The 21,811-nt window shown below is 66.8% G+C and carries 15 protein-coding genes and 2 pseudogenes; 13 read left to right on the forward strand and 4 right to left on the reverse strand.

The window, feature by feature from the left end:
- Positions 1-76 precede the first annotated feature (76 nt).
- Positions 77-634 (forward strand): hypothetical protein, encoded by a 558-nt coding sequence (locus GO615_RS22240; RefSeq protein ID WP_169132070.1) that lies wholly within the window; start codon positions 77-79, stop codon positions 632-634.
- Here GO615_RS22240 and GO615_RS22245 read toward each other — a convergent pair.
- Both GO615_RS22245 and GO615_RS22250 read right to left on the reverse strand, forming a co-directional pair.
- Positions 624-1,271 carry a response regulator gene (locus GO615_RS22245; protein WP_169132071.1) on the reverse strand — a complete coding sequence of 216 codons (648 nt, stop codon included), beginning with the start codon at positions 1,269-1,271 and terminating at the stop codon, positions 624-626. The two genes, GO615_RS22240 and GO615_RS22245, sit on opposite strands and share 11 nt — an antisense overlap.
- Positions 1,268-4,621: a PAS domain S-box protein gene (locus GO615_RS22250; RefSeq protein ID WP_169132072.1), complete on the reverse strand. Its 3,354-nt coding sequence runs from the start codon at positions 4,619-4,621 to the stop codon at positions 1,268-1,270. Before GO615_RS22250 ends, GO615_RS22245 begins: the two co-directional genes overlap by 4 nt.
- Positions 4,622-4,837: 216 nt before the next feature.
- Between GO615_RS22250 and GO615_RS22255 the strand changes: the two genes are divergently transcribed.
- From GO615_RS22255 to GO615_RS22285, 7 genes and pseudogenes are all read left to right on the forward strand, one after another.
- Entirely contained in the window at positions 4,838-5,224 is a 387-nt protein-coding gene (locus tag GO615_RS22255) for a response regulator (RefSeq protein ID WP_169132073.1), read from the forward strand.
- A gap of 5 nt (positions 5,225-5,229) precedes the next feature.
- Positions 5,230-7,284: a CHASE domain-containing protein gene (locus GO615_RS22260; protein ID WP_169132074.1), complete on the forward strand. Its 2,055-nt coding sequence runs from the start codon at positions 5,230-5,232 to the stop codon at positions 7,282-7,284.
- On the forward strand, positions 7,281-10,310 hold the full coding sequence (locus GO615_RS22265; RefSeq protein ID WP_169132075.1) for an EAL domain-containing protein: 3,030 nt from the start codon (positions 7,281-7,283) through the stop codon (positions 10,308-10,310). The genes GO615_RS22260 and GO615_RS22265 overlap by 4 nt, the downstream gene beginning before the upstream one ends.
- Positions 10,311-10,378: 68 nt before the next feature.
- Entirely contained in the window at positions 10,379-11,413 is a 1,035-nt protein-coding gene (locus GO615_RS22270; protein WP_169132076.1) for a sensor domain-containing diguanylate cyclase, read from the forward strand.
- 500 nt (positions 11,414-11,913) lie between these two features.
- Positions 11,914-13,281 (forward strand): EAL and HDOD domain-containing protein, encoded by a 1,368-nt coding sequence (locus GO615_RS22275; RefSeq protein WP_246262413.1) that lies wholly within the window; start codon positions 11,914-11,916, stop codon positions 13,279-13,281.
- 90 nt (positions 13,282-13,371) lie between these two features.
- On the forward strand, positions 13,372-14,757 hold the full coding sequence (locus tag GO615_RS22280) for an HD-GYP domain-containing protein (RefSeq protein WP_169132077.1): 1,386 nt from the start codon (positions 13,372-13,374) through the stop codon (positions 14,755-14,757).
- A gap of 85 nt (positions 14,758-14,842) precedes the next feature.
- Positions 14,843-15,190: pseudogene (locus GO615_RS22285) on the forward strand (DUF4158 domain-containing protein); the annotation flags it as partial.
- A gap of 236 nt (positions 15,191-15,426) precedes the next feature.
- On the opposite strand, the gene cadR reads toward GO615_RS22285, so the two are convergent.
- Complete coding sequence (gene cadR / locus GO615_RS22290; protein ID WP_169132078.1) at positions 15,427-15,918, reverse strand: Cd(II)/Pb(II)-responsive transcriptional regulator; 492 nt, start codon at positions 15,916-15,918, stop codon at positions 15,427-15,429.
- Between the two features lie 112 nt (positions 15,919-16,030).
- Here cadR and GO615_RS22295 point away from each other — a divergent pair, with 112 nt between their 5' ends.
- Positions 16,031-18,433: a heavy metal translocating P-type ATPase gene (locus GO615_RS22295; protein ID WP_169132079.1), complete on the forward strand. Its 2,403-nt coding sequence runs from the start codon at positions 16,031-16,033 to the stop codon at positions 18,431-18,433.
- A 38-nt stretch (positions 18,434-18,471) separates the two neighbouring features.
- Here GO615_RS22295 and GO615_RS22300 read toward each other — a convergent pair.
- A pseudogene (locus GO615_RS22300) lies at positions 18,472-18,711 on the reverse strand (YnfA family protein); the annotation flags it as partial.
- Positions 18,712-18,884: 173 nt separating this feature from the next.
- Between GO615_RS22300 and GO615_RS22305 the strand changes: the two are divergent.
- From GO615_RS22305 to GO615_RS22320, 4 genes are all read left to right on the forward strand, one after another.
- Positions 18,885-19,559 (forward strand): ArsR/SmtB family transcription factor, encoded by a 675-nt coding sequence (locus tag GO615_RS22305; protein WP_169132080.1) that lies wholly within the window; start codon positions 18,885-18,887, stop codon positions 19,557-19,559.
- A 71-nt stretch (positions 19,560-19,630) separates the two neighbouring features.
- Entirely contained in the window at positions 19,631-19,981 is a 351-nt protein-coding gene (locus GO615_RS22310; protein ID WP_169132081.1) for a DsrE/DsrF/TusD sulfur relay family protein, read from the forward strand.
- Positions 19,982-19,993: 12 nt separating this feature from the next.
- The gene (locus GO615_RS22315) at positions 19,994-20,731 is read left to right on the forward strand and encodes an MBL fold metallo-hydrolase (RefSeq protein WP_169132082.1); all 738 of its coding nucleotides are present in this window, start codon (positions 19,994-19,996) and stop codon (positions 20,729-20,731) included.
- A 3-nt stretch (positions 20,732-20,734) separates the two neighbouring features.
- On the forward strand, positions 20,735-21,811 hold a 1,077-nt coding region (locus tag GO615_RS22320; protein WP_169132083.1), incomplete at its 3' end, for an MFS transporter.

A 21,811-nucleotide genomic window follows, 5' to 3' on the forward strand; every position in this document is an offset into this window, starting at 1 on the left:
TTGCCCTGCACGACGGGCTTTACGAACTGACCGAACTCTCAACCGGGCGCTCGACGCCGCAAGTGTGCTCGTAGTCATGCTGGGTTTCATCGGACTGCAACGGGCCCTCTTCACGCGCTTCCACCACGACATCCGCTACGGCATGAAGTCGCTGCTCAACGGCGAGCGTCGCCGCTGCCGAAGCAACCAGGCCTGCAAGCGGGTCGCGGTCCCGGAGCTGCGCGATGTCCCGCGTTACACCGGTATGCTCGGCAAACACCTCCGCAGCATCACCGAACCGTCCGAACAGCCCGCCTGCGAGCTGACCTCGCGACTGCAGACGATCGACGAGGTGGTATCGCCGCGGAACCGTTTCGTCGTCCGGGCTACCGCGGAATCGGAGTCGATGGCCGAGGAATCGGCGCGTACAATCGCCGAGAACCGCGACCTGATCGCCCGCCGGGAGGCCTTCATCCAGCGCCGCATCGAGGAGTCGCAGGCCGACGCGGAGCGCGGCGCGGCGGCGGTGCGCGAGACGAAATCGCTGCAGACGCTGGTGGACCTGATCCACCACGTCACCGATGCGTGGAGTCGAATTGTGGCGTTTCTGCACGCGCACAAGCCCGCAGGTGGCAGATGGGCGTTCACGGGCTGACCAAGCCAATGCGGATGGCGTAGCGGGTAAGGCCGGGGACGTCACGGATACCGAGCCGCTCCATCAGCTGAGCGCGGTGGGTCTCGACGGTCTTGACGCTGACTTCGAGGCGGAATGCGATCTCCTTGGTGCTCTTGCCTTCGGCGATGAGCTGCAGGATCTCGCGCTGGCGCGGCGTGAGCTGCACCTGCGGCGACTCCTCGGCGTCGAGACGCTGCACGTAACCGTCGACGATCTGCTTCGAGATCGCCGGCGACAGGTAGGTTTCGCCGCGCATCACCGCCTGCAGCGCGAGCTCCAGCTCCAGCGGCGCCGCATCCTTGATCAGGTAGCCCGCGGCGCCGGCGCGCAGCGCCTGCATCACGTAGTCCTCGCTGACGTGCATTGACAGCACGATCACGCGCGCTTTCGGAACTTCCTTGCGCAGCAGGGCGGTCGCTTCCAGGCCGTTGAGGTCCTTCATGCTGATGTCCATCAGCACGACGTCGGGCTGCAGCGCGCGCGCGCGTTCCAGCGCCTCGCGCCCGTTGGTGGCTTCACCCACCACGGTGACGCTGGGGAAGGTCGTGAGCAGGGCGCGGAGGCCGGCGCGCACCAGGGTATGGTCGTCGGCCAGCAGTATGCGTAGCTGAGTCATGGCGTTTCGGTCGTGTGTGCCGGGCGGTTTGCATGGAACGCCACCGGGAAGCCGGCGCGCACCGTACAGCCCGCACCGGGGGCGGACAGGAGTTCGAGGCGGCCACCGGCAAGCTCGCAGCGTTCCTGCATGCTCAGCACGCCGAGGCTCGCGCCGGCGGCGGCGCGGGCGGTGGCCGCGGCGAGGTCGAAGCCGCGGCCGTCGTCGCGCACGCTGAGCAGCAGCCCGCCGTCGATGCGGCGCAGTTCGAGCCACACCGCACTCGCCTGCGCGTGGCGCTGGACGTTGGTGATGGCTTCCTGGGCGATGCGGAAGCAGGCGGTGGCAACCTGGTCGTCGATCGCGCCGGGCAGCAGATCGGCCGCGAAGTGGATCGGCGGACCGCCGTGGCGGCTCACCCAGTTCGCGTGGGCCTGCAGCGCCGCCGCCAGCCCCAGGTCGTCGAGCTGCGGCGGGCGCAGGTTGCGCGACAGCGTGCGCACGTGTTCGAGCGCGCGGTCGGTGATCGCGACCGCGTCGGCGAGCTCGGGGCAACCGCCGCAGCTGCGCGATAGGGCCGAGGTCTGCAGCACGATCTTGACGGCCGTCAGGCTCTGGCCGATTTCGTCATGCAACTCGCGCGCGACGCGCTTGCGTTCGGCCTCCTGCACGTCGATGAGGCTCGCCGACAGCATGCGCAGGCGCTGCATGGCCTGCTGCAGGGCGGCCAGCGTGGCGCGGCGCTCGCTGACGTCGCGGACGACTTTGGCGAAGCCGCGCAGGCGCCCATCGGCGTCGTGGATCGCGGTGATCGCCACGTTGGCCCAGAATTCGGTGCCGTCCTTGCGCCGGTGGAGCGACTCCTCCGCGGTGAAGCGTCCATGCGCGCGGGTCATTTCCAGCGTACGCCGGGGTTCGCCGGCGGCGATTGCGGCGTCCGGGTAGAACAGGCTCAGTTCGCGGCCGAGCACTTCGTCGGCGGAATGGCCGAGGATGCGCTCGGCGCCGCGGTTCCAGCTGGCGATGCGGCCGTGCGCGTCGAGCATGAAGATCGCGTAGTCCTCGACCGCATCGACCAGCAAGTGGAAGCGTGCCTCGCTTTCCGCAGCCGCCTGTTCGGCGCGCTTGCGGGCGTCGATGTCCTCGACCACCGAGATGAAGTAGTCGGGCGCGCCGGCGTCGCTGCGTACCAGCGAGACGGTCAGATTGATCCACACCACGCGGCCGCTGCGGTGCAGGTAGCGCTTTTCCATCTGGTAGGTGGCGAGCTCGCCGGCCAGCACGCGCTGCACCAGGCCCAGATCGGCCGCGAGGTCGTCGGGGTGGGTGATGTCCTGGAAACTGCAGGCGAGCAGTTCGTCGTGCGTGTAGCCGACGATGCCACACAGGCGCTGGTTGACCTGCAGCCAGCGCCCGTCGGGCGCGACCAGTGCGATGCCCACCGCGGCCTGTTCGAAGGTCGCGCGAAAGCGCGCCTCGCTCTCCGCGGCGGCCTGTTCGGCGCGCTTGCGGGCGTCGATGTCCTCGATCACCGCGATGAAGTAGGCGGGTTTGCCCGTCGGGTTGCGCACCAGCGCGACCGACAGGTTGACCCACACGATGCGGCCGCTCTTGTGCAGGCAGCGGTTCTCCAGTTGGTAGCCGGTGATCTCGCCGGCCAGCAGGCGCTGCGACTGCGCGAGGTCGGCGGCGAGGTCGTCGGCATCGGTGACGTCCTCGAAGCTCGCAGCGAGCAATTCGTCGTGCGGGTAGCCGAGGATCGCGCACAGGCGCTCGTTGACCTGCAGCCAGCGGCCACTGAGCGACAGCAGCGCGATACCCGTCGCGGCCTGCTCGAAGGTGGCGCGGAAGCGCATCTCGCTCTCGCGCAGCTGCGCCTCGGCCAGCTTGCGCTCGGTCACGTCGGTGAAGAAGATCGTCAGGCCGTCGGCGGACGGGTAGATGCGGTTCTCGAACCACAGGTCCCAGGGTGCGTAGTGCTGCTCGAGGGTCTGCGGCTGCTGCTCGGCGAGGGCGCGCTGGTAGGCGTGATAGAAGGGTTGGCCGACGCCTTCCGGGTACTCGGTCCAGATGTGCCGGCCGAGCAGGTCCTCCGGCTTGTCGCGCCCGAGCATGTGCGCGGCGCGCCGGTTGAGGAAGGTGTAGCACCAGTCGTGGTCGAGCGCGACGATGCCGTCGTTGATACGCTCGACGACCTCGCTCAGGCGCTCGTGGGAGGCAATCGCTTCTTGGCGGGCGGCGACGACATCGGCGAAGAGCTCGTCGCGCTGCGCTTCCAGGCGCCGTCGCTCGTCGATCTCCTGACGCAGCGTCCGTTGCTCGTCGCGCAGGTGGTCCACGACGGCGGTGAAGATCTGATCGAGCTGCGCGAGCTCGTCGGCGCGCGGCGGGAGCCGCGCGTCGTAGCGCACGGCACGGCCGCTGCGCACGGCCTCGGCGGCGGCTGCCATGCGCTGCAGCGGGCGCGCCGTGTGGCTGGCCGCGGCCCAGCCCAGCGCCGCGAGCAGCAGTCCGGTGAGCAGCCCGGCGGCGAGCAGCCGGGCGCGGCTGGCATCGTAGGCGGCGAGGGCAAGCATCGCCGGCTGACGCGCGAGGACAGTCCAACCCAGCCCGGGGGCGTCGCGGTAGCCGGTGGTCGTGGCCGAGCCGACGACGTAATCGCGCTCGGCGGCGTCGCGGGCCGACTGCGGGCCGAGCAGCAGCTGGCCGTCCCGGCCGTGCACCAGCACTTCGATGCCGCGCGCGCGGTGATGCCCGGCGAGCAGCGCAGTTTCGATTTCACGCGCCCAGTCCCAGTACAGGTGTGCGCCGACGACGCCGAGCGGCCGGCCGGTGGTGTCGAGCACCGGCGCGGCGATGTCGACGAAGCGCGGCGGCTCGCCGTCGGCGCTGGCGGGCAGCATGCGCGCGAGCAGTTGGGCAGGGTGCACGTCGCCGAGGTAGGGGGCCTGCAGGCCTGAGGTGAACCATTGCCGTCCGCGCACCGACTCGCCTTCGAGCAGCCTGCCGGTGGCGGCCGTGATCTGCCCGTCGGCGTTGGCGAGTCCGAGCCAGGCATACAGCGGGTAGGTGCGCTGCAAGTTCTCCAGTACCGCGCGCTTGTCGGCGGCGGAGAAGTCCGCGCTGCGCATGCTCGGCAGCGCGGCGATCGCGCGCACCTCGCGGTGGCGCTCGAACAGGCCGCGGTCAAGCTGTCCGGCGACCTGGCGCGCGAGTTCGTCCAGCGCCGCGCCGACTTCCTGCTCGGCATTCGCGTGCCCGATCCGTTCGAAGACCAGGGACGCGAGCAGCACCAACGCGAGGCCGCTGCCCCCCATCAGCAGCGCAAGGCGGGCGCGGAAACTGCGCCGGTAGTCGAGTAAGGCGGTCATCGCGGCTCGGCAGCGAGGGGGAGGCGGATGGTGGCAGGCGCACCATCCCGAACAGATTCAAGATTACCACAGCGTCCTAGGCGCGGCGCGGCGCGACCGGGGCGGGCCCCGGGGATCTAGGGTATTTCCCCGGGGGGACTCAGGGATTCACCGATGTGCGGCGGGACGGCGTTCGCGGAGGATGCAGCTGTAAATTCGCCACGGAGCCCTTCCGCCATGGATCTACCGATCCGCACCCTGTTCGCCGACGATAGCCCCGAGTTTCGCCGTGTGCTGCACGGCTTCATCGCTCTGCAGCCAGGGATCGAAATCGTCGGCGAGGCCGGCGACGGCCTCGAAGCCTTGTGCCTGGTCGACAGCCTGAAGCCCGACCTGCTGGTGGTCGACCTGATGATGCCGGGCGCGAGCGGCATGGAGGTGGCGATGCGGCTGGCGCGGCGCCCCGTGCGGCCGAAGGTGATCGTGGTGTCGATGCACGCGGCGGACGACTACCGGGCAGCGGTGCTCGCCTGCGGCGCGGACGCGTTCGTGACCAAGGGCAGCATCGTCAGTGAGCTGCCATGCGTGATCGGGCGTCTCTTCGCGGCCGGGGGACGGCAGTGATGCGGATGCCGGACTGGAGCCCGCTGGGGTGGGCCGGACTTGCCGTCGGGGTGGTGCTCACCGCCGTCGTGTGGGTGCACGACCTGCGCGCCCACCACGCGGAAGAGGCGTTGCGCCTGGCGCGCGCCGGCGATGTAGCGCGCGACGCGCTCGAGCGCCGGCTGCAGGGCGATATGGAAGTGCTGCGCGGCCTGCAGGGCTTGTTCATGGCCTCCGACGAGGTCACCCGCTTCGACTTTCGCCGCTACGCGTTTCAGCTCGATCTGGCCAACCGCCATGCCGGCGTGCGCGGCCATGCCTTTGTCCGCCATGTGCCGGCGGCTGCGGCGCCCACCTTCGTTGCCGCCGTGCGCGCCGACCGCAGCCTCGACCCGCTGGGCTACCCGCGCTTCGCGATCCGCCCACCGCGCACGGCGGACGACGTGCATTACGTCGTCGATTACGTCGAGCCCTTCCTCGCCAACCTGGAGCAGTTCGGCGCCAACTTCGCCGCCGACCCGGCGCGCCGCCTGGCGGCCGAGCAGGCGGCCACGAGCGGCGCTGTTGTGGGGACCGGCGTGGGCGACCTGGGCCTGGCCGAAGGCGAGCCGATCCGCGGTTTCGTGCTGTTCGCTCCGGTGTACACGCCGGAGCGCCGGCTGCGCGACGTTGCCGACCGCCGCGCCGCCCTGCAGGGTTGGGTCGCCGCGATCGTCGACTTCGACGAGCTGATGCGCGACGCCTTCCCGCCACCGCTGCTGGATCAGGTGCGCGTGCGCCTGCGCGACGCGGTCAGTGGCGGCCGGGTGGCGCCGTGGCTGCTCTACGACAGCCATCCTGCACTGGGCGCGTCGCGGACGGATGCCCGCGATGTGGTGCATGCGCTGGAGTTCGGCGGGCGGTCTTGGCTGCTGGAGGTGAGCGCAAAGCCCGAGTCGCTGGCGACCGATGCCAGCCTGGTCGCGGTGCCCCTGCTCGGCGCGGGCGTGAGCTGGATGCTGGCCGTGGTGCTGACCGGCTTGTCGCGGGCGCGCCGGCAGGCCGAGAGCACCGCGAACCGGTTCGCCGCGGATGCCGCGCATCACCAGCGGCTGCTGCAGGGCCTGTTCGACGTGAGTCCCGACTGCATCAAGCTGATCGATTTGCGCGGCCGGCTGCTGACGATCAACCAGGCGGGCCTCGCGATGCTCGAGGCCGAGCACGTCGATGAGGTGTTGGGGCATGGCGCCGAGCACCTGCTCGTCGAGTCCGATCGCGCGCCCTTCGCGGCGCTGGTCACGCGCGTGTTCGCGGGCGAGCCCGGGAGCCTCGAATACGCGCTGATCGCGTGTCGCGGCACGCGCCGCGTGATGGAAACCTATGCGGTGCCGCTGCGCGACAGCGCCGGCGCGGTGAGTGCGATGCTGGCGGTGAGCCGCGAGGTGACCGCGGCACGCGCGGCCGAGGCGCAGACGGAGCGCACGCTGCACGAGAAGGAGACGCTGCTGCGCGAGATCCATCATCGTGTGAAGAACAACCTGCAGGTGATCTCCAGCCTGCTCAGCCTGCAGACGGCGCATGTCGCCGAGCCCGCGGTGCGCGCGCTGCTGCGCGAGAGCCAGGGGCGCGTCCGCAGCATGGCGCTGGTGCATGAAAAGCTCTACCGCGCGGCCGACCTCGCGGCGATCGACCTCGCCGATTACACGTGGACGCTGCTGCGCTGCATCGAGGACGCCTGGGGGCGCCGCGCGCGCCTCGAGGTCGCGATCACGAACGTCGCGCTCGAGATCGGGCAGGCCATTCCCTGCGGCCTGATCATCAACGAGCTCGTGTCCAACGCCCTCAAGCACGCCTTCCCGCTGACACCAGGAACGGTGCGCGTGGGCGCGGCGGTGGCCACCGGCGAGGTGGTGCTGGAGGTGGCCGACGACGGGGTCGGTTTCCCCGGCGACCTGGATTTCCGCAATACCGCCTCGCTCGGCCTGCAGCTCGTCAACACCCTCGCCGACCAGCTCGGCGGCCGCGTCACGCTGGAGGGCAAGGCCGGCTGCGCATTCTGTATCGCGTTCCCCCATGCGGGGCGCAAGGAGCAACAAGCATGAACTCCCCGAAGATCCTCATTGTGGAAGACGAAGGCATCGTTGCGCTCGACCTGCAGCGGCGCCTAGCCGCGCTCGGCTACGCAGTGTCGGGCCGAGCCATGAACGGCGCTGCGGCGCTGGCCGCGGCCGCGGCAGAATGGCCTGACCTGGTGCTGATGGACATCGCGCTGCAGGGCGAGCTGGACGGCATCGAGACCACGCGGCGGCTGCACGCCGCGGGCGACGTGCCGGTGATCTTCCTGACGGCCAATTCGGACCCGGCGACGTTCGAGCGCGCCAAGGCCGTCGCGCCGCACGGCTTCCTGCTCAAGCCCTTCGACGAGCGCGAGCTGCACAGTGCGATCGAACTGGCCTTGCACAAGCACGCGCTCGAACACGAGCGCCTGCGCGCCGTGGCGGCGCTGGCGGAGAGCGAGGCGCGCTTTCGCGGCATCCTTGAATCGGCGGCCGACGGCGTGCTGATCTCGGACGAGGCGGGGCGCATCATCCTCGCCAACGAGCGCGCGGAGACGATGTTCGGCTATCCCGCGGGGGAACTCGTCGGCCACCTGCTCGAGGAGCTGGTACCCGAGCGCAACCGCGCGCGGCACCGCCAGGTTCGGGCCGAATACACCATCGCCGGCTCGGCGCGGCCGATGGGGCGCGGCCTGCGGATCAGTGCATTGCGGCGCGACGGCAGCGAGTTCCCCGTCGATATCAGCCTGAGCACGCTGGACACCGGGCGCGGCGTGGTGGTGAGCTGCTTCATTCAGGACATCTCCGACAAGGTGCGCGCCGATGCCGAATTGCAGCGACTCAACCGCACGCTGCAGGTGCTGTCGGCCGGTAACCAGATCCTGGTGCGTGCCCGCGACGAGCAGGACCTGCTGTTCGCGTCCTGCGGCAACCTGGTCGACACCGGCGGCTATCCGCTGGCATGGATCGGCCTGCCGGTAGACGAGGCGGCCAGTGCCGTGACGATTGCCGCACGGGCAGGCGACGACGGCTATCTGGATTGCGTGAGCGATTCGGACCGCGGGCGCGGGGCGACGGGCATCGCGATCCGCCGTGGAGAACCGGTGGTCGTGCGCGACATCGCCAGCGATCCCGCCTACGCGCACTGGCGCGAGGAGGCGATGCGGCGCGGTTTCGTCGCGTCCCTGGCCTTGCCATTGAAGTACGACGGGACCTGCCTCGGTGCCTTGCGCCTCGTCTCGCGCGAGCGCGACGCCTTCCAGGAGGAGGAGCTGCGCCTGCTCGTCGAGCTCGCCGGCGACGTCGCCTACGGCATCGCCATGCAGCGCGCGGCGCTCGCCCGGCGGGCCGCGGAAGACAGGCTGCGCCTGTTCGAGCGCGCGATCGAGTCGTCGGCCAACGGCATCATCATCAGTGACGTCTCCCAGTCCGACAACCCCATTGTCTATGCCAATCCGGCCTTCGGGCGCATCACCGGCTATGCGGAGGAAGAGGTGCTCGGACGCAATGCACGCTTCCTGCTCGGGCATGACACCGACCAATGCGAGGTCGCAGAGCTGCGTCAGGCGCTGCGCGAGCGCCGTGAGGCGCAACTGGTGCTGCGCAACTACCGCCGCGACGGTGCTCTGTTCTGGAACGAGCTTTCCGTGGCGCCAGTAAAGAATGGCGGAGTGACCACTCATTTCGTCAGCGTCATCAACGACATCAGCCGGCGCAAGCGCTACCAGGAACAGTTCGAGCACCTGGCCAATCACGACGCGCTGACCGGGGTGGCCAACCGCAACCTGCTGAATGACCGTCTGCAGCAGGCGATCATCCATGCCGAGCGTAACGGTCACGTGACCGCAACGCTGCTGCTCGATCTCGACCGCTTCAAGCATGTCAATGACAGCCTGGGCCACGGAGTCGGAGACCAGGTGCTGCAGGAGATTGCGCACCGACTGAAGACTTGCGTCCGTGAGGGGGATACCGTGGCGCGGCTGGGAGCCGACGAGTTTGTCGTGGTGCTCGTAGACATCGCGCAAGAATACGACGTGGCCAGCATCGTGGAGAAAGTGCGCGACGCGCTGTCGGTACCGCTGGCGGCGGCCGGTCAGGAGATCTTCCCTTCCGCGAGCATCGGCGTGAGCGTGTTTGCGCGCGACGGCCAGTCCGGCGAGGAACTGCTGAAGAATGCGGACATCGCGATGCACCGCGCGAAGGAACAGGGTGGCGGCAGCGTCTGCTTCTTCGCGCAGGAGATGCAGGTGTGCGCCAGCCGCCGCTTGAGTCTGGAGGCGCGCCTGCGGCGCGCGATTGAGCGCGACGAGTTCATCCTGCACTACCAGCCGCAGGTCGAACTCGACTCGGGCCGCATCGTCGGCGCCGAGGCGCTGGTGCGCTGGCGGACGGCTGAGGGCGAGATCGTCAGCCCGGCCGAGTTCATTCCGGTGGCGGAGGAATCGGGGCTCATCGAGGCGATCGGGCGGCACGTGCTGAACCAGGCGGTGTGCGAGGCGAGCACGTGGGAGGCGGCGGGCCTGCCGCCACTGAGCGTGGCGGTGAACCTGTCGGCGCGCCAGTTCGCCGACCGCGGTCTGGCGCGCATCGTCGGCGACGAGCTGCAGGCGGTCGGGCTGGACGCGGGGCGGCTGAACCTGGAGATCACCGAGAGCATGGTGATGGGCGATGCCGAGCGCGCGGTGGCGACGCTGCACCAGTTCAAGGACATGGGGGTGACGCTGTCGCTCGACGATTTCGGCACCGGCTATTCCAGCCTAGCCTACCTGAAGCGCTTTCCGATCGATCACCTGAAGATCGACCGCTCCTTCGTGCACGATGTGACAAGCAACCGGGACGATGCATCGATCATCGCCGCGATCATCGCGATGGCGCGAAGCATGAACCTGCAGGTGATCGCCGAGGGCGTCGAGACCGAGGCGCAGTTGCGCTACCTGCGCCACCTGCGGTGCGACGCCTTGCAGGGTTTCCTGTTCAGCCGGCCGCTGCCGGCGGCGGATTTCGTCCGCCTCGTGCATGCCGGGCACCGCCTCGCCGCGGACGCCGGCGGCATGTCGCTGTGCGCGTCGTGAGCGTGACGCAACCCCTGCCCCGAACTCGCTACTCGATCAACTGACTGGATTTGCCGGGAGATCTACCGATGCTGGCCGCCCCCATCCCCTTCGACGAACCCGAGCGCATCGCCTCGCTGCGCCGCATGCAATTGCTGTCCACCCCGGACGAGGAGGTCTTCGACCGCGTGACGCGCACGGCACAGCGAGTCTTCGACACGCCCATCGTGCTCGTGTCGCTGATCGACAGCGCGCGCCAGTGGTTCAAGTCCTGCATCGGCCTGCCGGTGCGCGAGACGCCGCGCGAGATCTCCTTCTGCGGCCACGCGATCAACGGCGACCACCTGCTGGTCGTGAGCGATGCGGCGGCCGACTGGCGCTTCGCCGACAATCCGCTGGTGACGGGCGAGCCCTCGATCCGTTTCTACGCCGGGCGCCCGCTGCGCAATGCCGAAGGGCATGCGGTCGGCACCCTGTGCGTAATCGACCGCAAGCCGCGCGACTTTACCACGGCGGACCGGGTGGTTCTCGACGACCTCGGTGCGTGGGTCGAGGCCGTGTTTCTCGCCCGCGAGCTGAGCGAGACGCAGCGCAAGATGCTGCACGAGCTCGACGCCGCGACCGCTGCGAGCCGTATCGATCCGCTGCTCAACATCTGGAACCGCGGCGCAATCATGGAGGCGCTCGCCAACGAAATGCAGCGTGCGGAGCGTTCCAGGAGCGACCTGTCAATGCTGATGATCGATTTCGATCACTTCAAGTCGATCAATGACCGCTATGGCCATCCGGGCGGCGACGCGGTGCTGGTCGAGGGCTGCCGCCGCATCCGCGGCGCGCTGCGCAGCTACGATTCGCTCGGGCGCTACGGCGGAGAGGAGTTCATGGTGTTGCTGCCGGACATCGGCCGCGACGCGGCCGTCGCGGTGGCGCGGCGCGTCCGGCAGGCGGTGGCGGGGGCGGCGGTGTGCTGCGCAGCGGGAGAGATTGCCGCGACAGTCAGCATCGGCGTCGCCCACTCGGAGGCGGCGAGCCGGCGGACCATCGCTGAACTGGTGGCCAGCGCCGACAAGGCGCTCTACCGGGCCAAAGCGAACGGCCGGGATCGCGTCGAACTGGGCGGCTGAACGCGCCACGCGTCCGTCGCAAGTACACTCAGATCCGTTGGATCGTGCGCGGCCGGACCGCCCTACACGTGCAGATGGCCTCGACTCACGTCTGGTCTCCCTTTATTGCATTGGCGAGCGCGGTGAAGAGCGTGCTTCCGGACCCTGCTCAAACAGCGAGCAGGCAGGTTAATCACCAAGGTCGCACTTCAGCGTGCACAACCCGCGAAAGGGGGTCAATTTTCAATGCTTAGCAGCAATTACCACCCAAACGTATCCAAACGTCCTTGAGTCGGCGCTCAAGCGACCACTTCCAGTCTTCCGATTCTCGGCTTTGCTGCCGGTGGCCTCAAATCTGTTTGGGTGGTCGGTACACGCTGACCAAGACGCTGATCATCATTGAACGATATGGCGAGCAGTTTGCACCGACCGCGGTGCCGTAGCGGTCCAGGACCGTCATCGCGGCACGGGAGGGCCGTCCTCGCGAGCGTGAAATATGTCCTATTCATGCCAAATTCATCATGATCTGGTCGACAGAGCGGTACGTCGGCTACGGTAAGATGCGACTGGCCTACGACGAACCGTCGCAGCCCCATTCATCCACCGACTTGGCGACCATGGGTACATTTTCGGCAGCGGATCCGGCGCCTCAGCCTCATACGGCGAGCGAGTTGTTTGTCGGTCGCCAGCCCATACTCGATCGTGCGCAACGTCTCCACGCATACGAACTGCTTTTCCGGACCAGCGGCGGAAACCATGCCGCGGTGACGAACGATTTGCAGGCGACGGCAACCGTGATCACGAACGCCTTCTCGGAGCTAGCGATCGGCCGCGTGCTCGGTCCCCATCGGGGCTTCATCAATCTGGATCGGCGCCTGCTGCTTTCCGATGTGATCGAGATTCTTCCGAAAGGGCAAGTGGTTCTGGAACTGCTCGAAACGATCGAACCGGACCACGAGGTCGTCGCGCGCTGTCGCGATTTGCGCCAAAAGGGGTACACCCTGGCGCTGGACGATATCGTTCAGCTAGGCCCGGCCTACGAAGAGTTGCTGCCGTTCATCGACATCGTAAAGGTGGATCTGCACGGGATCGAGCGACGTAACTTGTCCGCCCTTGCGAGACAGATCCGCAGGCTCGGCAAGACGGCGCTCGCGGAAAAGGTCGATTCGCACGAGCAGATGGAGTACTGCCGGGACCTCGGATTCGATCTGTTCCAGGGATATTTTTTCGCGAAACCCGAAGTCATCAAGGGGCGCAAGCTCGACCACGCGCAGATGGTACTGATGAACCTGATGACATTGATCGAACAGGATGCCGACAGTGATCGGCTCGTGGACAGCTTCAAACTGCAACCCGGTCTGAGCCTGAATCTGCTGCGACTCACGAACTCGGCGGCATGCGGGCTTGGGGTGCGCGTGACCTCCCTGCGTCATGCGATTACGGTGCTTGGCCGCCGGCAGCTCATGCGCTGGTTGCAGCTGCTTCTGTTTGTCGGCGAGGCGCCACCGGCCGAGAATCCTCTTCTTCAGCTGGCGGCAAGCCGCGGTCGGCTGATGGAGTTGCTGACGTTCGAGATCGACCACAAGGCGGGCGTGCTTGGCGAGCATGCGTTCATGACCGGCATCCTGTCGCTTACACCTGCGCTGCTCGGTCAACCGATCGAGGAAATCGTCGCAGGCCTGCCAATCGGAGCCGAGGTCGAGGCGGCACTGCTCAAGCAAGCCGGGCTGCTGGGCGCCCTGCTGGCGCTGGTCCAAAAGATCGAACTCGAGGCGGGCGTTGTGGACGCCGCCGCCTTGGCAAAGTTGCGCTTATCGACCGATAGCTTGAACTCGTCGATTGCGCGCGCCATTGCGTGGGCCAACGAACTCGGATACGAGCGTGGATGAGCGCTTCAACGCGCGCCTGTAAGTCCCGTGGGCTGCCGGCAGCGTTCACCGCTACTGCGGATGCAGAGAATCTTTCATGACGCCGCGTGCATGACGAACACTCAAGACGCATCTTACGAGGACATCGCCCGCAAGGTTATCGCGGAGGATTCGCGTTACGTCTCTGCAATGACCGCGATGGGCGAGCGCAGGGAGATCACGGTAAGCGAGGATATCTGCGCGCACGACGGCAGGATCCTGGTCGCAAAGGGCTGCGTCGTCACGAGCGAGCTGCGCGAGTGGCTGCTCGACCATAAGCTACTCAGGCCCATCGACTGCTGCCTCGACGTCGCCGAGGCGGTGTCTGCAGATTCGCTGGCCCGCGACGCCGCTCGCCTCATCGACGAAAATGCCTTTCTGGGCCAATTGGCGTACCAGTCCGGCGATCCCCTGGCGATGCGCCACGGGATGGCTCGTCTGGCTTTGCCGCGCCGTTTGATCTTCAAACTTACCGTTGCGCAGGAACAACGGCCGGAGCTTTTCCGGCATCTCCTGATGGTCGCGTTGATTTCTCATTACCTGGCGATTCGTGCCGGCCTGGATGAGCAGGACACGACCCGTTTGCTTGCGGCCGCCCTGCTTCACGATGTGGGGGAGTTGCATACGGACCCGGCGCTCCTCGATCCGCGCCGTCAGCTTTGCGAGCACGAGTGGCGTCATATCTGTGTACATCCCATCACCGGCTATCTGATCGCGCGCGAGGCCGGCGGGCTAGGCGAACCGGTTCTGGCCGGCATCCTGCAACATCACGAACGCATCGACGGAAGCGGCTATCCTTACGGCCTGCGCGACAAGCTGGTGTGCCAGTTCGCCCGGATCATCGGCCTTGCGGATGTCGGTGCCGCGATCCTGACGCGGTTTGGTAGCGTCGCGCGCCTGGATGCCGTCGTAAGGCTCAATCAGGGCAGATACGATCGGCAGCTGCTGTCCTTCCTGCAGGGCGGGCTGCGGAGGAGCACTGCGGAACCGGCCCCGGCCCCGATTTGCCGAGTCACCCGCGCCCAACTCGATACTGCCATGTACCTGCTCCAGGGCTGGGGTGAGCTTTATGCGGCACTGTGCGACTCCGACGGTAATCCGCCGCCTCCGGAGCTGGCGTTTCTTCTCGAGCGCATGTTGAGCGTGCGCTCCATGCTGCTCCAGTTCGGCTTCGATCCGGACAGCATCGAAGGTCTGTTGGAACTCGCGGCCGAGGATCCGCTCATCGCCGCCGAACTGAGCACGGCACTTGATGAAATGAACTGGCAGTTCCGCGATCTCGCCCGCGAAATCGAGTTTCGTTGGGATCTGATGCTGCGCGGTCTGAGCGAGACCCAGGGCGAACGTCTCGAGCGGTGGCGGTCACACCTGGCGGAACTGGCAGCGTTGCCGGTGCCTGCCTGTAGTTGGGCTATGACCGGGATGAAGGGAAAAACTGTACATATCGCCTGTAAGTAATTGATCTGCAGATCATCCTGATAACACACAAACCCCCGCAATCTCCGTTACCCTTGCGTGCTGGCACGGATACCGGAGGATCAGGATGGCGTCGCTGGAGCGCACCGCATACCCGCAGTTTCTGAGCTACTACTCACCGGGTGACCTGCGACAGTTCTTTACGCTGCAGGATGAAGAAATCGACTGGCTGAAGTCGGCCGGCCGTTCTGCCGGGAGCCGACTCGGACTGGCCGTCCTGCTCAAGGTTTTCCAGCACCTGCGCTTCTTTCCCGGCCTCGAGAAGATACCGTCCGAAGTGATCACTCACATCCGGCATGCTATGGGATTCGGTGACACGATACGGATCGAATACTCCGTCGAGCGCACCTTCTTCCGGCACAAGGCCATGGTGTTGGCCTACCTTAAAGGCCGGCAGGAAACCACCCCATTCCACCTCGAAATGCCGCACGGCGGAGGCGTAGCTGCGGCGTGTATTGGCGCGTGTTGCAGCCTGTAGGTAGACATCGACCTCATTCATGAGAGCGTCCTGACAATCCATTCAACATGGTGTGCCGTATGCCTCACAGGGTATGGGTCGCCCAACCGCCTGCTGTTCCAGTTCATCTGTGTCAACGCGAGGATCTTGTGTGCGAAAAACCCCGGCTCTGACGCGACGTATGGCCGTGGCCTTCATGGGGTGCGCGCACGGACGCCGCCATGCACGCCATGCACGCCATGCACGCCATGCACGCCATGCACATGCCCGCCCCCGGTAGTCCCTCCCGGACGCGAAGGCTGTGACAACTCGTTCAGGATGCCGCAGTGGGCGGCATCCTGGGCCTCGTGGCAACGGTCGCGCAGGCTCTTGAGCTGCCTTTCAAGCGCGCGAAGTTCGCGGATGCGCGCAGCAACGTGGCCGATGTGCGCATCCAGCAGCGTGTTCACGTCGCCGCAGTTCTTGGTGGGTGCGTCCTTGAATCGCAGCAGGATGCGAATCTCGTCGAGTGCCATGTCCAGCGATCGGCAATGGCGAATGAACGACAAGCGCTCGACGTGGGTGTCATCGTAGATGCGGAAATTACCCTCCGTCCGAGCCGGGGCGGCCAGCAGCCCTTCACGCTCGTAATAGCGGATCGTCTCGATCTGCGTGCACGTCACTCTTCCCAGTTCGCCAATTCTCATCGTGCTTGCCTTCAAGGCCGGGATAAAGGCTCCTGCCTGCATTTTAGTCGCTTGACTCTGTAGTGACTACAGATTGTTAAATGACCATTAACGCCAGACAAAGGAACCGAACATGAGCGAATGCAATGTCAGCGGCTGCGGTTGTCCCTCCGGGGCGCCATCACCGGTCGAATCTTCCCCCCGCGACCCCGAGAGGGCGCTGTATCGCATCGACAACATGGACTGCCCCACCGATGCTGCGCTCATCCGCAACAATCTGGAACCCCTCGACGGCGTGACGGGACTGGATTTCAGCCTGCCGCAGCGCACGGTGGCCGTGAGCCACCGCCTCGACTCGCTGGCCGTGGTCGAAGCGGCTCTGCAAGCCTCCGGCATGCGGGCACGACGCATCGATACGGCAGCTGACCAGGTTCGCACGGTGCTCACGATCGCCGGGATGGACTGCCCGACCGAGGAGGCGTTGATCCGGAACAAGCTCGCCGGCATGGACGGTGTGACCGCGCTCGATTTCAACGTGATGCAGCGTCGCCTGACCGTGACGCACAGTCCGGGGACGTTGGACGCGACCCTGGCAGCCCTGCACGCCATCGGCTTCGAGGCGAAGGTCGAATCGGGGGGCACGGCGAATGCAGTCGCGCCGGCAGAATCATTACCCAAAACGAACTGGTGGCCGATGGCGCTTGCCGGGGTCACCGCGACGCTGGCCGAGGTCGTGTATTGGCTCAACGGCGGCGACCACTGGACCGTCGTAGTGCTCGCGCTGGTGTCGATTTTCAGCGGTGGCCTGTCCACCTACAAGAAAGGCTGGATCGCGCTCAAGAATCGCAATCTGAACATCAATGCACTCATGGCGATTGCCGTGACGGGCGCGATGCTCATCGGACACTGGCCGGAAGCGGCGATGGTGATGTTCCTCTTCGCGCTGGCCGAAGTGATCGAAGCGAAATCGCTCGACCGAGCGCGTAACGCGATTCGCGGCTTGATGAGTCTTGCGCCCGAAACCGCGACCGTGCGCCAGAGCGATGGAAGCTGGGTGGCAATGCCGGCCAAGGCCGTGCCGTTGGGAGCCGTAGTACGCCTGCGGCCCGGTGAGCGGATCGCTCTCGACGGCGTGGTGACCAGCGGACGGTCAACGGTAAATCAGGCGCCCATCACTGGCGAGAGCCTTCCGGTGGATAAGGCCGAAGGCGACAGCGTGTTCGCCGGCACGATCAACGAGGCGGGATCGTTCGAATATCGGGTGACGGCCGAGGCAAGTCATTCAACCTTGGCCCGCATCATCCACGCGGTCGAGTCGGCTCAAGGGAGCCGCGCCCCGACCCAGCGCTTTGTTGACCAGTTCGCCCGCATTTACACCCCGGCCGTGTTCGCTGTCGCACTGCTGGTGGCAAGCGTGCCTCCATTGGTCTTCGGTGGCATCTGGATGGACTGGATCTACAAAGCCTTGGTGTTGCTGGTGATTGCCTGTCCGTGCGCACTGGTGATCTCGACACCCGTCACCATCGTCAGTGGTCTCGCTGCGGCGGCTCGCAAAGGCATTCTGGTGAAAGGCGGCCTGTATCTCGAAGAGGGGCGCAAGCTGGCCGCACTGGCATTGGACAAGACCGGCACGATTACCCACGGCAAACCCGCCCAGACTGACTTCATGGCGCTGAGCGGTGATGCGAACCGAACGCACATTCTGGCGGCCAGCCTTGCCGCACGCTCCGATCATCCGGTGTCACAGGCGATCGCCCGTGCCGCGACCGAACTGGGATGGGTGTTGCGCGACGTGGCCGATTTTTCTGCCATTCTGGGCCGGGGGGTGCGCGGCAGCATTGACGGTCACATGTATCAACTCGGCAACCATCGGCTGATCGAAGAGTTGGGGCTGTGTTCCGCGGATATCGAGGCAAAGCTCAGCGCGCTGGAACGTCAGGGCAAGACCGCAGTGCTGTTAGCGAACCAGACCGGAGTGCTCGCCATTTTCGCGGTTGCCGACACGGTACGGGACACGAGCCGCCAGGCGATCGCCGACTTGCATTCGCTCGGCGTGAAAACGCTGATGCTCACCGGCGATAACGCCCATACGGCCGAAGCCATCGCCCGCGCGGTGGGCATCGACGAGGCACGAGGCAATCTGCTGCCGGAAGACAAACTCACGACGATCGAATCGCTCCTGAAGAACCGGCAGGGCGGCACAGTCGGCATGGTGGGGGATGGGATCAACGATGCCCCCGCATTGGCCCGCGCGGACATTGGCTTTGCGATGGGTGCGGCAGGCACGGACACCGCCATCGAGACAGCGGACGTGGCGCTCATGGATGACGACCTGCGCAAGATTCCCGCCTTCGTGCGCTTGTCGCGCGCCACGGCTGCGGTATTGACGCAGAACATTGTCCTTGCACTTGGCATCAAGGCGGTGTTTTTGATGCTTACCTTTACCGGGGACGCCACCATGTGGATGGCGGTATTCGCCGACATGGGAGCCAGCCTGCTGGTGGTAGCAAATGGACTCCGGTTATTGCGGAGATGAGGATCACACGCCCCCCGCAACGTGGCTTGTCACCGCGCCTAGATTTTCCCGGAAGGCTGCAGCGCGATGACTACCATGCCGACCGGTGCGATCGTCGCATCCACCAGATCCCAGCGCGTCAGCGCGATCCCGTCGACGAGACGCGACCACCGCAGCGCAACGACGATGTCCATGCCCCCATAGGCCGCGTAAGTGCGGCCCGCTGTCGACGGATGCAAGCTCAGCAGCCAGGCGAAAAGTACCAGCGACGCGGCGACCGGTATAACAGCCAGGTTGCCCTGGCGTGCTCTGAAGCCCGCGCGATTGCTTAGCGTACGATCTTTTCCGAATTCAGGCGGCTCCCCTGAAAGTGAGGGCCGGCAGCGCCATCGCCGCGCCTCGCGAAGTCCGGCATGTCGGCCCCAGAGTGAATGCGCTTGCCATTCACTCGCAAATTCATTAGATTGAACGAATGAACCAGAAAATCCTCAAGGAACTCCTTTACGAACAGGTCGCCCGCATCGGCAAGGCGGTCTCCAGCCCCAAGCGGCTCGCGCTGCTGGAGTTGCTCGCGCAGGGCGAGAAGACGGTCGAGCAGCTCGCGGAGGAGCTCTCCATCGACATCAAGCTCGCCAGCGCGCACCTGAAGGTCTTGAAGGACGCGCGGTTGGTCGGTTCGCGTCGCGAGGGCAAGTACGTGATCCACCGCCTGAGCGGAGCCGACGTCGCCGGCCTGTGGGTCAGCTTGCGCGAGGTCGCCGAGGAGCACCTGCTCGAGTTGCGGATGGCGCTCGACAGCATGGCGGCCGACCCCTCGCAGCTCACCTCCCTCGATCGCGCGGCACTCCTCGAGCAGGCCCGCAGCGGCGAGATCGTGGTCATCGACGTGCGCCCGCGCACCGAGTACGACACCGCTCACCTGCCGTGCGCGCGCTCGATGCCGGTGGAGGAGATCGAGCGGCGCGTCGCGGAGCTGCCCCGCGACAAGGAGATCGTCGCCTACTGCCGCGGCCCGTTCTGCCTGCTCTCGGATGAGGCGGTGCGCCTGCTCGCGGCCCGGGGTTTTCGCGTGCGCAAGATCCTCGATGGCGTCAGCGAATGGCAGGCGGCGGGGCTTCCGGTCGAAGGCGCTGGACCGAACAACTGACGAAGGGCCCGCAGTCGGCGCGGGCCGGCGCGGCGCATGCGGGCAATCCGGAACGCAATAGGGGAAACGACATGGCGACGATGCTCTTCATCCTCAACGACGCGCCCTACGGCAGCGAACGCGCGTACAACGCGCTGCGCCTCGCGGGTGCGGTCGCCGGCAAGCCGGAGCAGCGGGTGCGGCTGTTTCTGATGGCCGACGCGGTGGGCTGCGCCAAGGCCGGCCAGAAGGTGCCGGAGGGCTACTACAACGTCCAGCTCATGCTCGGCAAGGTGCTGCGCCAGGGCGAGGTCGCGCTGTGCGGCACCTGCATGGACGCGCGCGGCATGACCGAGGCCGAGATCACCGAGGGGGCGAGGCGCTCGACGCTCGCCGAGCTTGCGCAGTGGACGGTCGAGGCGGACAAGGTCCTCGTCTTCTAGGAGGATGGGACGATGTTCTTCAGACAGCTCGCAACCCGGGAATCCTCGCTCTCCTACTTCTTCGGTTGCGCCGGGCACGCGCAGGCGGTGGCGGTGGACGTCGTCGCGGGCGACGAGGACTGGTTCGTCGAGGAGGCACGCAGGGCGGCGGTCGAGATCCGCTACGTGATCGACACGCACGTCCACGCCGATCACTACTCGGGTGGGCGCGAGCTTGCCCGGAAGGTGGGTGCGCCGTATTGCCTGCACGAGTCCAACGAAGGGCGGGTGACATACGACTTCCAACCGCTGGCCGACGGCGAGGTGCTCGACGTCGGCAACGTCAAGGTGAAGGTGCTCCACACCCCCGGCCACACCCCGGACAGCGTCTGCCTGCTGGTGACCGACACGCGCCGGGGCGAGGCGCCGTGGTTCGTGATCACCGGCGACACGCTGTTCGTGGGCGCGGTAGGGCGGCCCGATCTCGCGGGCCGGGAAGCGGAGATGGCGGGCCTGCTCTACGACAGCCTGCACGCCAGGCTGCTGCCCTTGCCCGACGCGCTGGAGATCTACCCCGGCCACCAGGCGGGCAGCGTGTGCGGCGCGGGTCTTTCCGGCAAGCCCTCGTCCACGCTGGGTTTCGAAAAGCGCTGGAACCCAGCACTCGCGATGGACCGCGCGGCCTTCGTCGATTGCCTGACGCGCGAGATTCCGCCGCGGCCGGCCGACATGGACGCAATGGTGCGCGCCAACCTCGGCCTGGCGGACTGAGCGATGCACACCGCCGCGGTCCCGATCCGGCTCGGCCTGCGCGAGAACCTCGGCCAGTTCGCGCTGCTCGTGCTGGTCAACGCCTTCGTCGGCGCCATGGTGGGCCTCGAGCGCAGCATCCTGCCCGCCATCGCGGAAGGCGAGTTCCACATCGCGGCGCGCACGGCAATCCTTTCCTTCATCGTCGTCTTCGGCGTCACCAAGGCGCTCACCAACTACTTCGCCGGGCGGCTTTCCGACCGCTTCGGCCGCAAGCATGTGCTGGTGGCGGGCTGGCTGGTGGCGATCCCGGTACCCTTCCTGCTGATGTGGGCGCCGGACTGGGATTGGGTGGTGGGCGCCAACGTGCTGCTCGGCGTGAGCCAGGGGCTGACCTGGTCGACCACGGTGATCATGAAAATCGACCTGGTGGGGCCGAAGCAGCGTGGCCTGGCGATGGGGCTGAACGAGTTCGCCGGCTACTTCGCGGTGGCGGGGAGCGCGCTGGCGACCGGCTGGCTCGCGGCGACGTACGGGCTGCGTCCGGAACCCTTCTATCTGGGCGCGGTGTATGTCGCCGCCGGGCTGCTGCTGTCCCTGTTTGCCGTGCGTGAGACCCGCCACCACGTGACCCACGAGGTGCGCGCCCATCACGCGGAAGCGGACACGCCGACGCAGGGCGAGATCTTCCGCCGCACCTCGCTCACCGACCGCAACCTCTCCAGCGTGAGCCAGGCGGGGCTCGTCAACAACCTCAACGACGGCATGGCCTGGGGCCTCTTCCCGCTGCTCTTCGCGGCTGCCGGGATGACACTCGCGCAGATCGGCGTGCTCGCGGCGATCTATCCCGCGGTGTGGGGCGTCACCCAGATCTTCACCGGTGCGCTGTCCGACCACATCGGCCGCAAGGGGCTCATCGTTGGGGGCATGTGGGTGCAGGCCGTCGGCATCGCGATCACCGCGGCGAGCGGGGGTTTCGCCGTCTTCGCGCTCGGGGCGGTGCTGCTCGGGCTCGGCACCGCGATGGTCTATCCGACCCTGCTGGCCGCGATCGGCGACGTCGCGCATCCCGCCTGGCGCGCCTCGGCGGTGGGCGTGTAT

Source organism: Aromatoleum evansii (assembly GCF_012910805.1).
Classification (GTDB): Bacteria; Pseudomonadota; Gammaproteobacteria; order Burkholderiales; family Rhodocyclaceae; genus Aromatoleum; species Aromatoleum evansii.

What these genes read in the sequence shown, in the direction of transcription:
- GO615_RS22315 (WP_169132082.1), top strand. Translation starts at nt 19,994, where the DNA reads ATGTTCTTCAGACAGCTCGCAACCCGGGAATCCTCGCTCTCCTACTTC.
- cadR (WP_169132078.1), bottom strand. Translation starts at nt 15,918, where the DNA reads ATGAGAATTGGCGAACTGGGAAGAGTGACGTGCACGCAGATCGAGACG.
- GO615_RS22310 (WP_169132081.1), top strand. Translation starts at nt 19,631, where the DNA reads ATGGCGACGATGCTCTTCATCCTCAACGACGCGCCCTACGGCAGCGAA.
- GO615_RS22295 (WP_169132079.1), top strand. Translation starts at nt 16,031, where the DNA reads ATGAGCGAATGCAATGTCAGCGGCTGCGGTTGTCCCTCCGGGGCGCCA.
- GO615_RS22305 (WP_169132080.1), top strand. Translation starts at nt 18,885, where the DNA reads ATGAACCAGAAAATCCTCAAGGAACTCCTTTACGAACAGGTCGCCCGC.
- GO615_RS22275 (WP_246262413.1), top strand. Translation starts at nt 11,914, where the DNA reads ATGATCTGGTCGACAGAGCGGTACGTCGGCTACGGTAAGATGCGACTG.
- GO615_RS22280 (WP_169132077.1), top strand. Translation starts at nt 13,372, where the DNA reads ATGACGAACACTCAAGACGCATCTTACGAGGACATCGCCCGCAAGGTT.
- GO615_RS22255 (WP_169132073.1), top strand. Translation starts at nt 4,838, where the DNA reads ATGGATCTACCGATCCGCACCCTGTTCGCCGACGATAGCCCCGAGTTT.
- GO615_RS22245 (WP_169132071.1), bottom strand. Translation starts at nt 1,271, where the DNA reads ATGACTCAGCTACGCATACTGCTGGCCGACGACCATACCCTGGTGCGC.
- GO615_RS22270 (WP_169132076.1), top strand. Translation starts at nt 10,379, where the DNA reads ATGCTGGCCGCCCCCATCCCCTTCGACGAACCCGAGCGCATCGCCTCG.
- GO615_RS22260 (WP_169132074.1), top strand. Translation starts at nt 5,230, where the DNA reads ATGCCGGACTGGAGCCCGCTGGGGTGGGCCGGACTTGCCGTCGGGGTG.
- GO615_RS22240 (WP_169132070.1), top strand. Translation starts at nt 77, where the DNA reads ATGCTGGGTTTCATCGGACTGCAACGGGCCCTCTTCACGCGCTTCCAC.
- GO615_RS22250 (WP_169132072.1), bottom strand. Translation starts at nt 4,621, where the DNA reads ATGACCGCCTTACTCGACTACCGGCGCAGTTTCCGCGCCCGCCTTGCG.
- GO615_RS22265 (WP_169132075.1), top strand. Translation starts at nt 7,281, where the DNA reads ATGAACTCCCCGAAGATCCTCATTGTGGAAGACGAAGGCATCGTTGCG.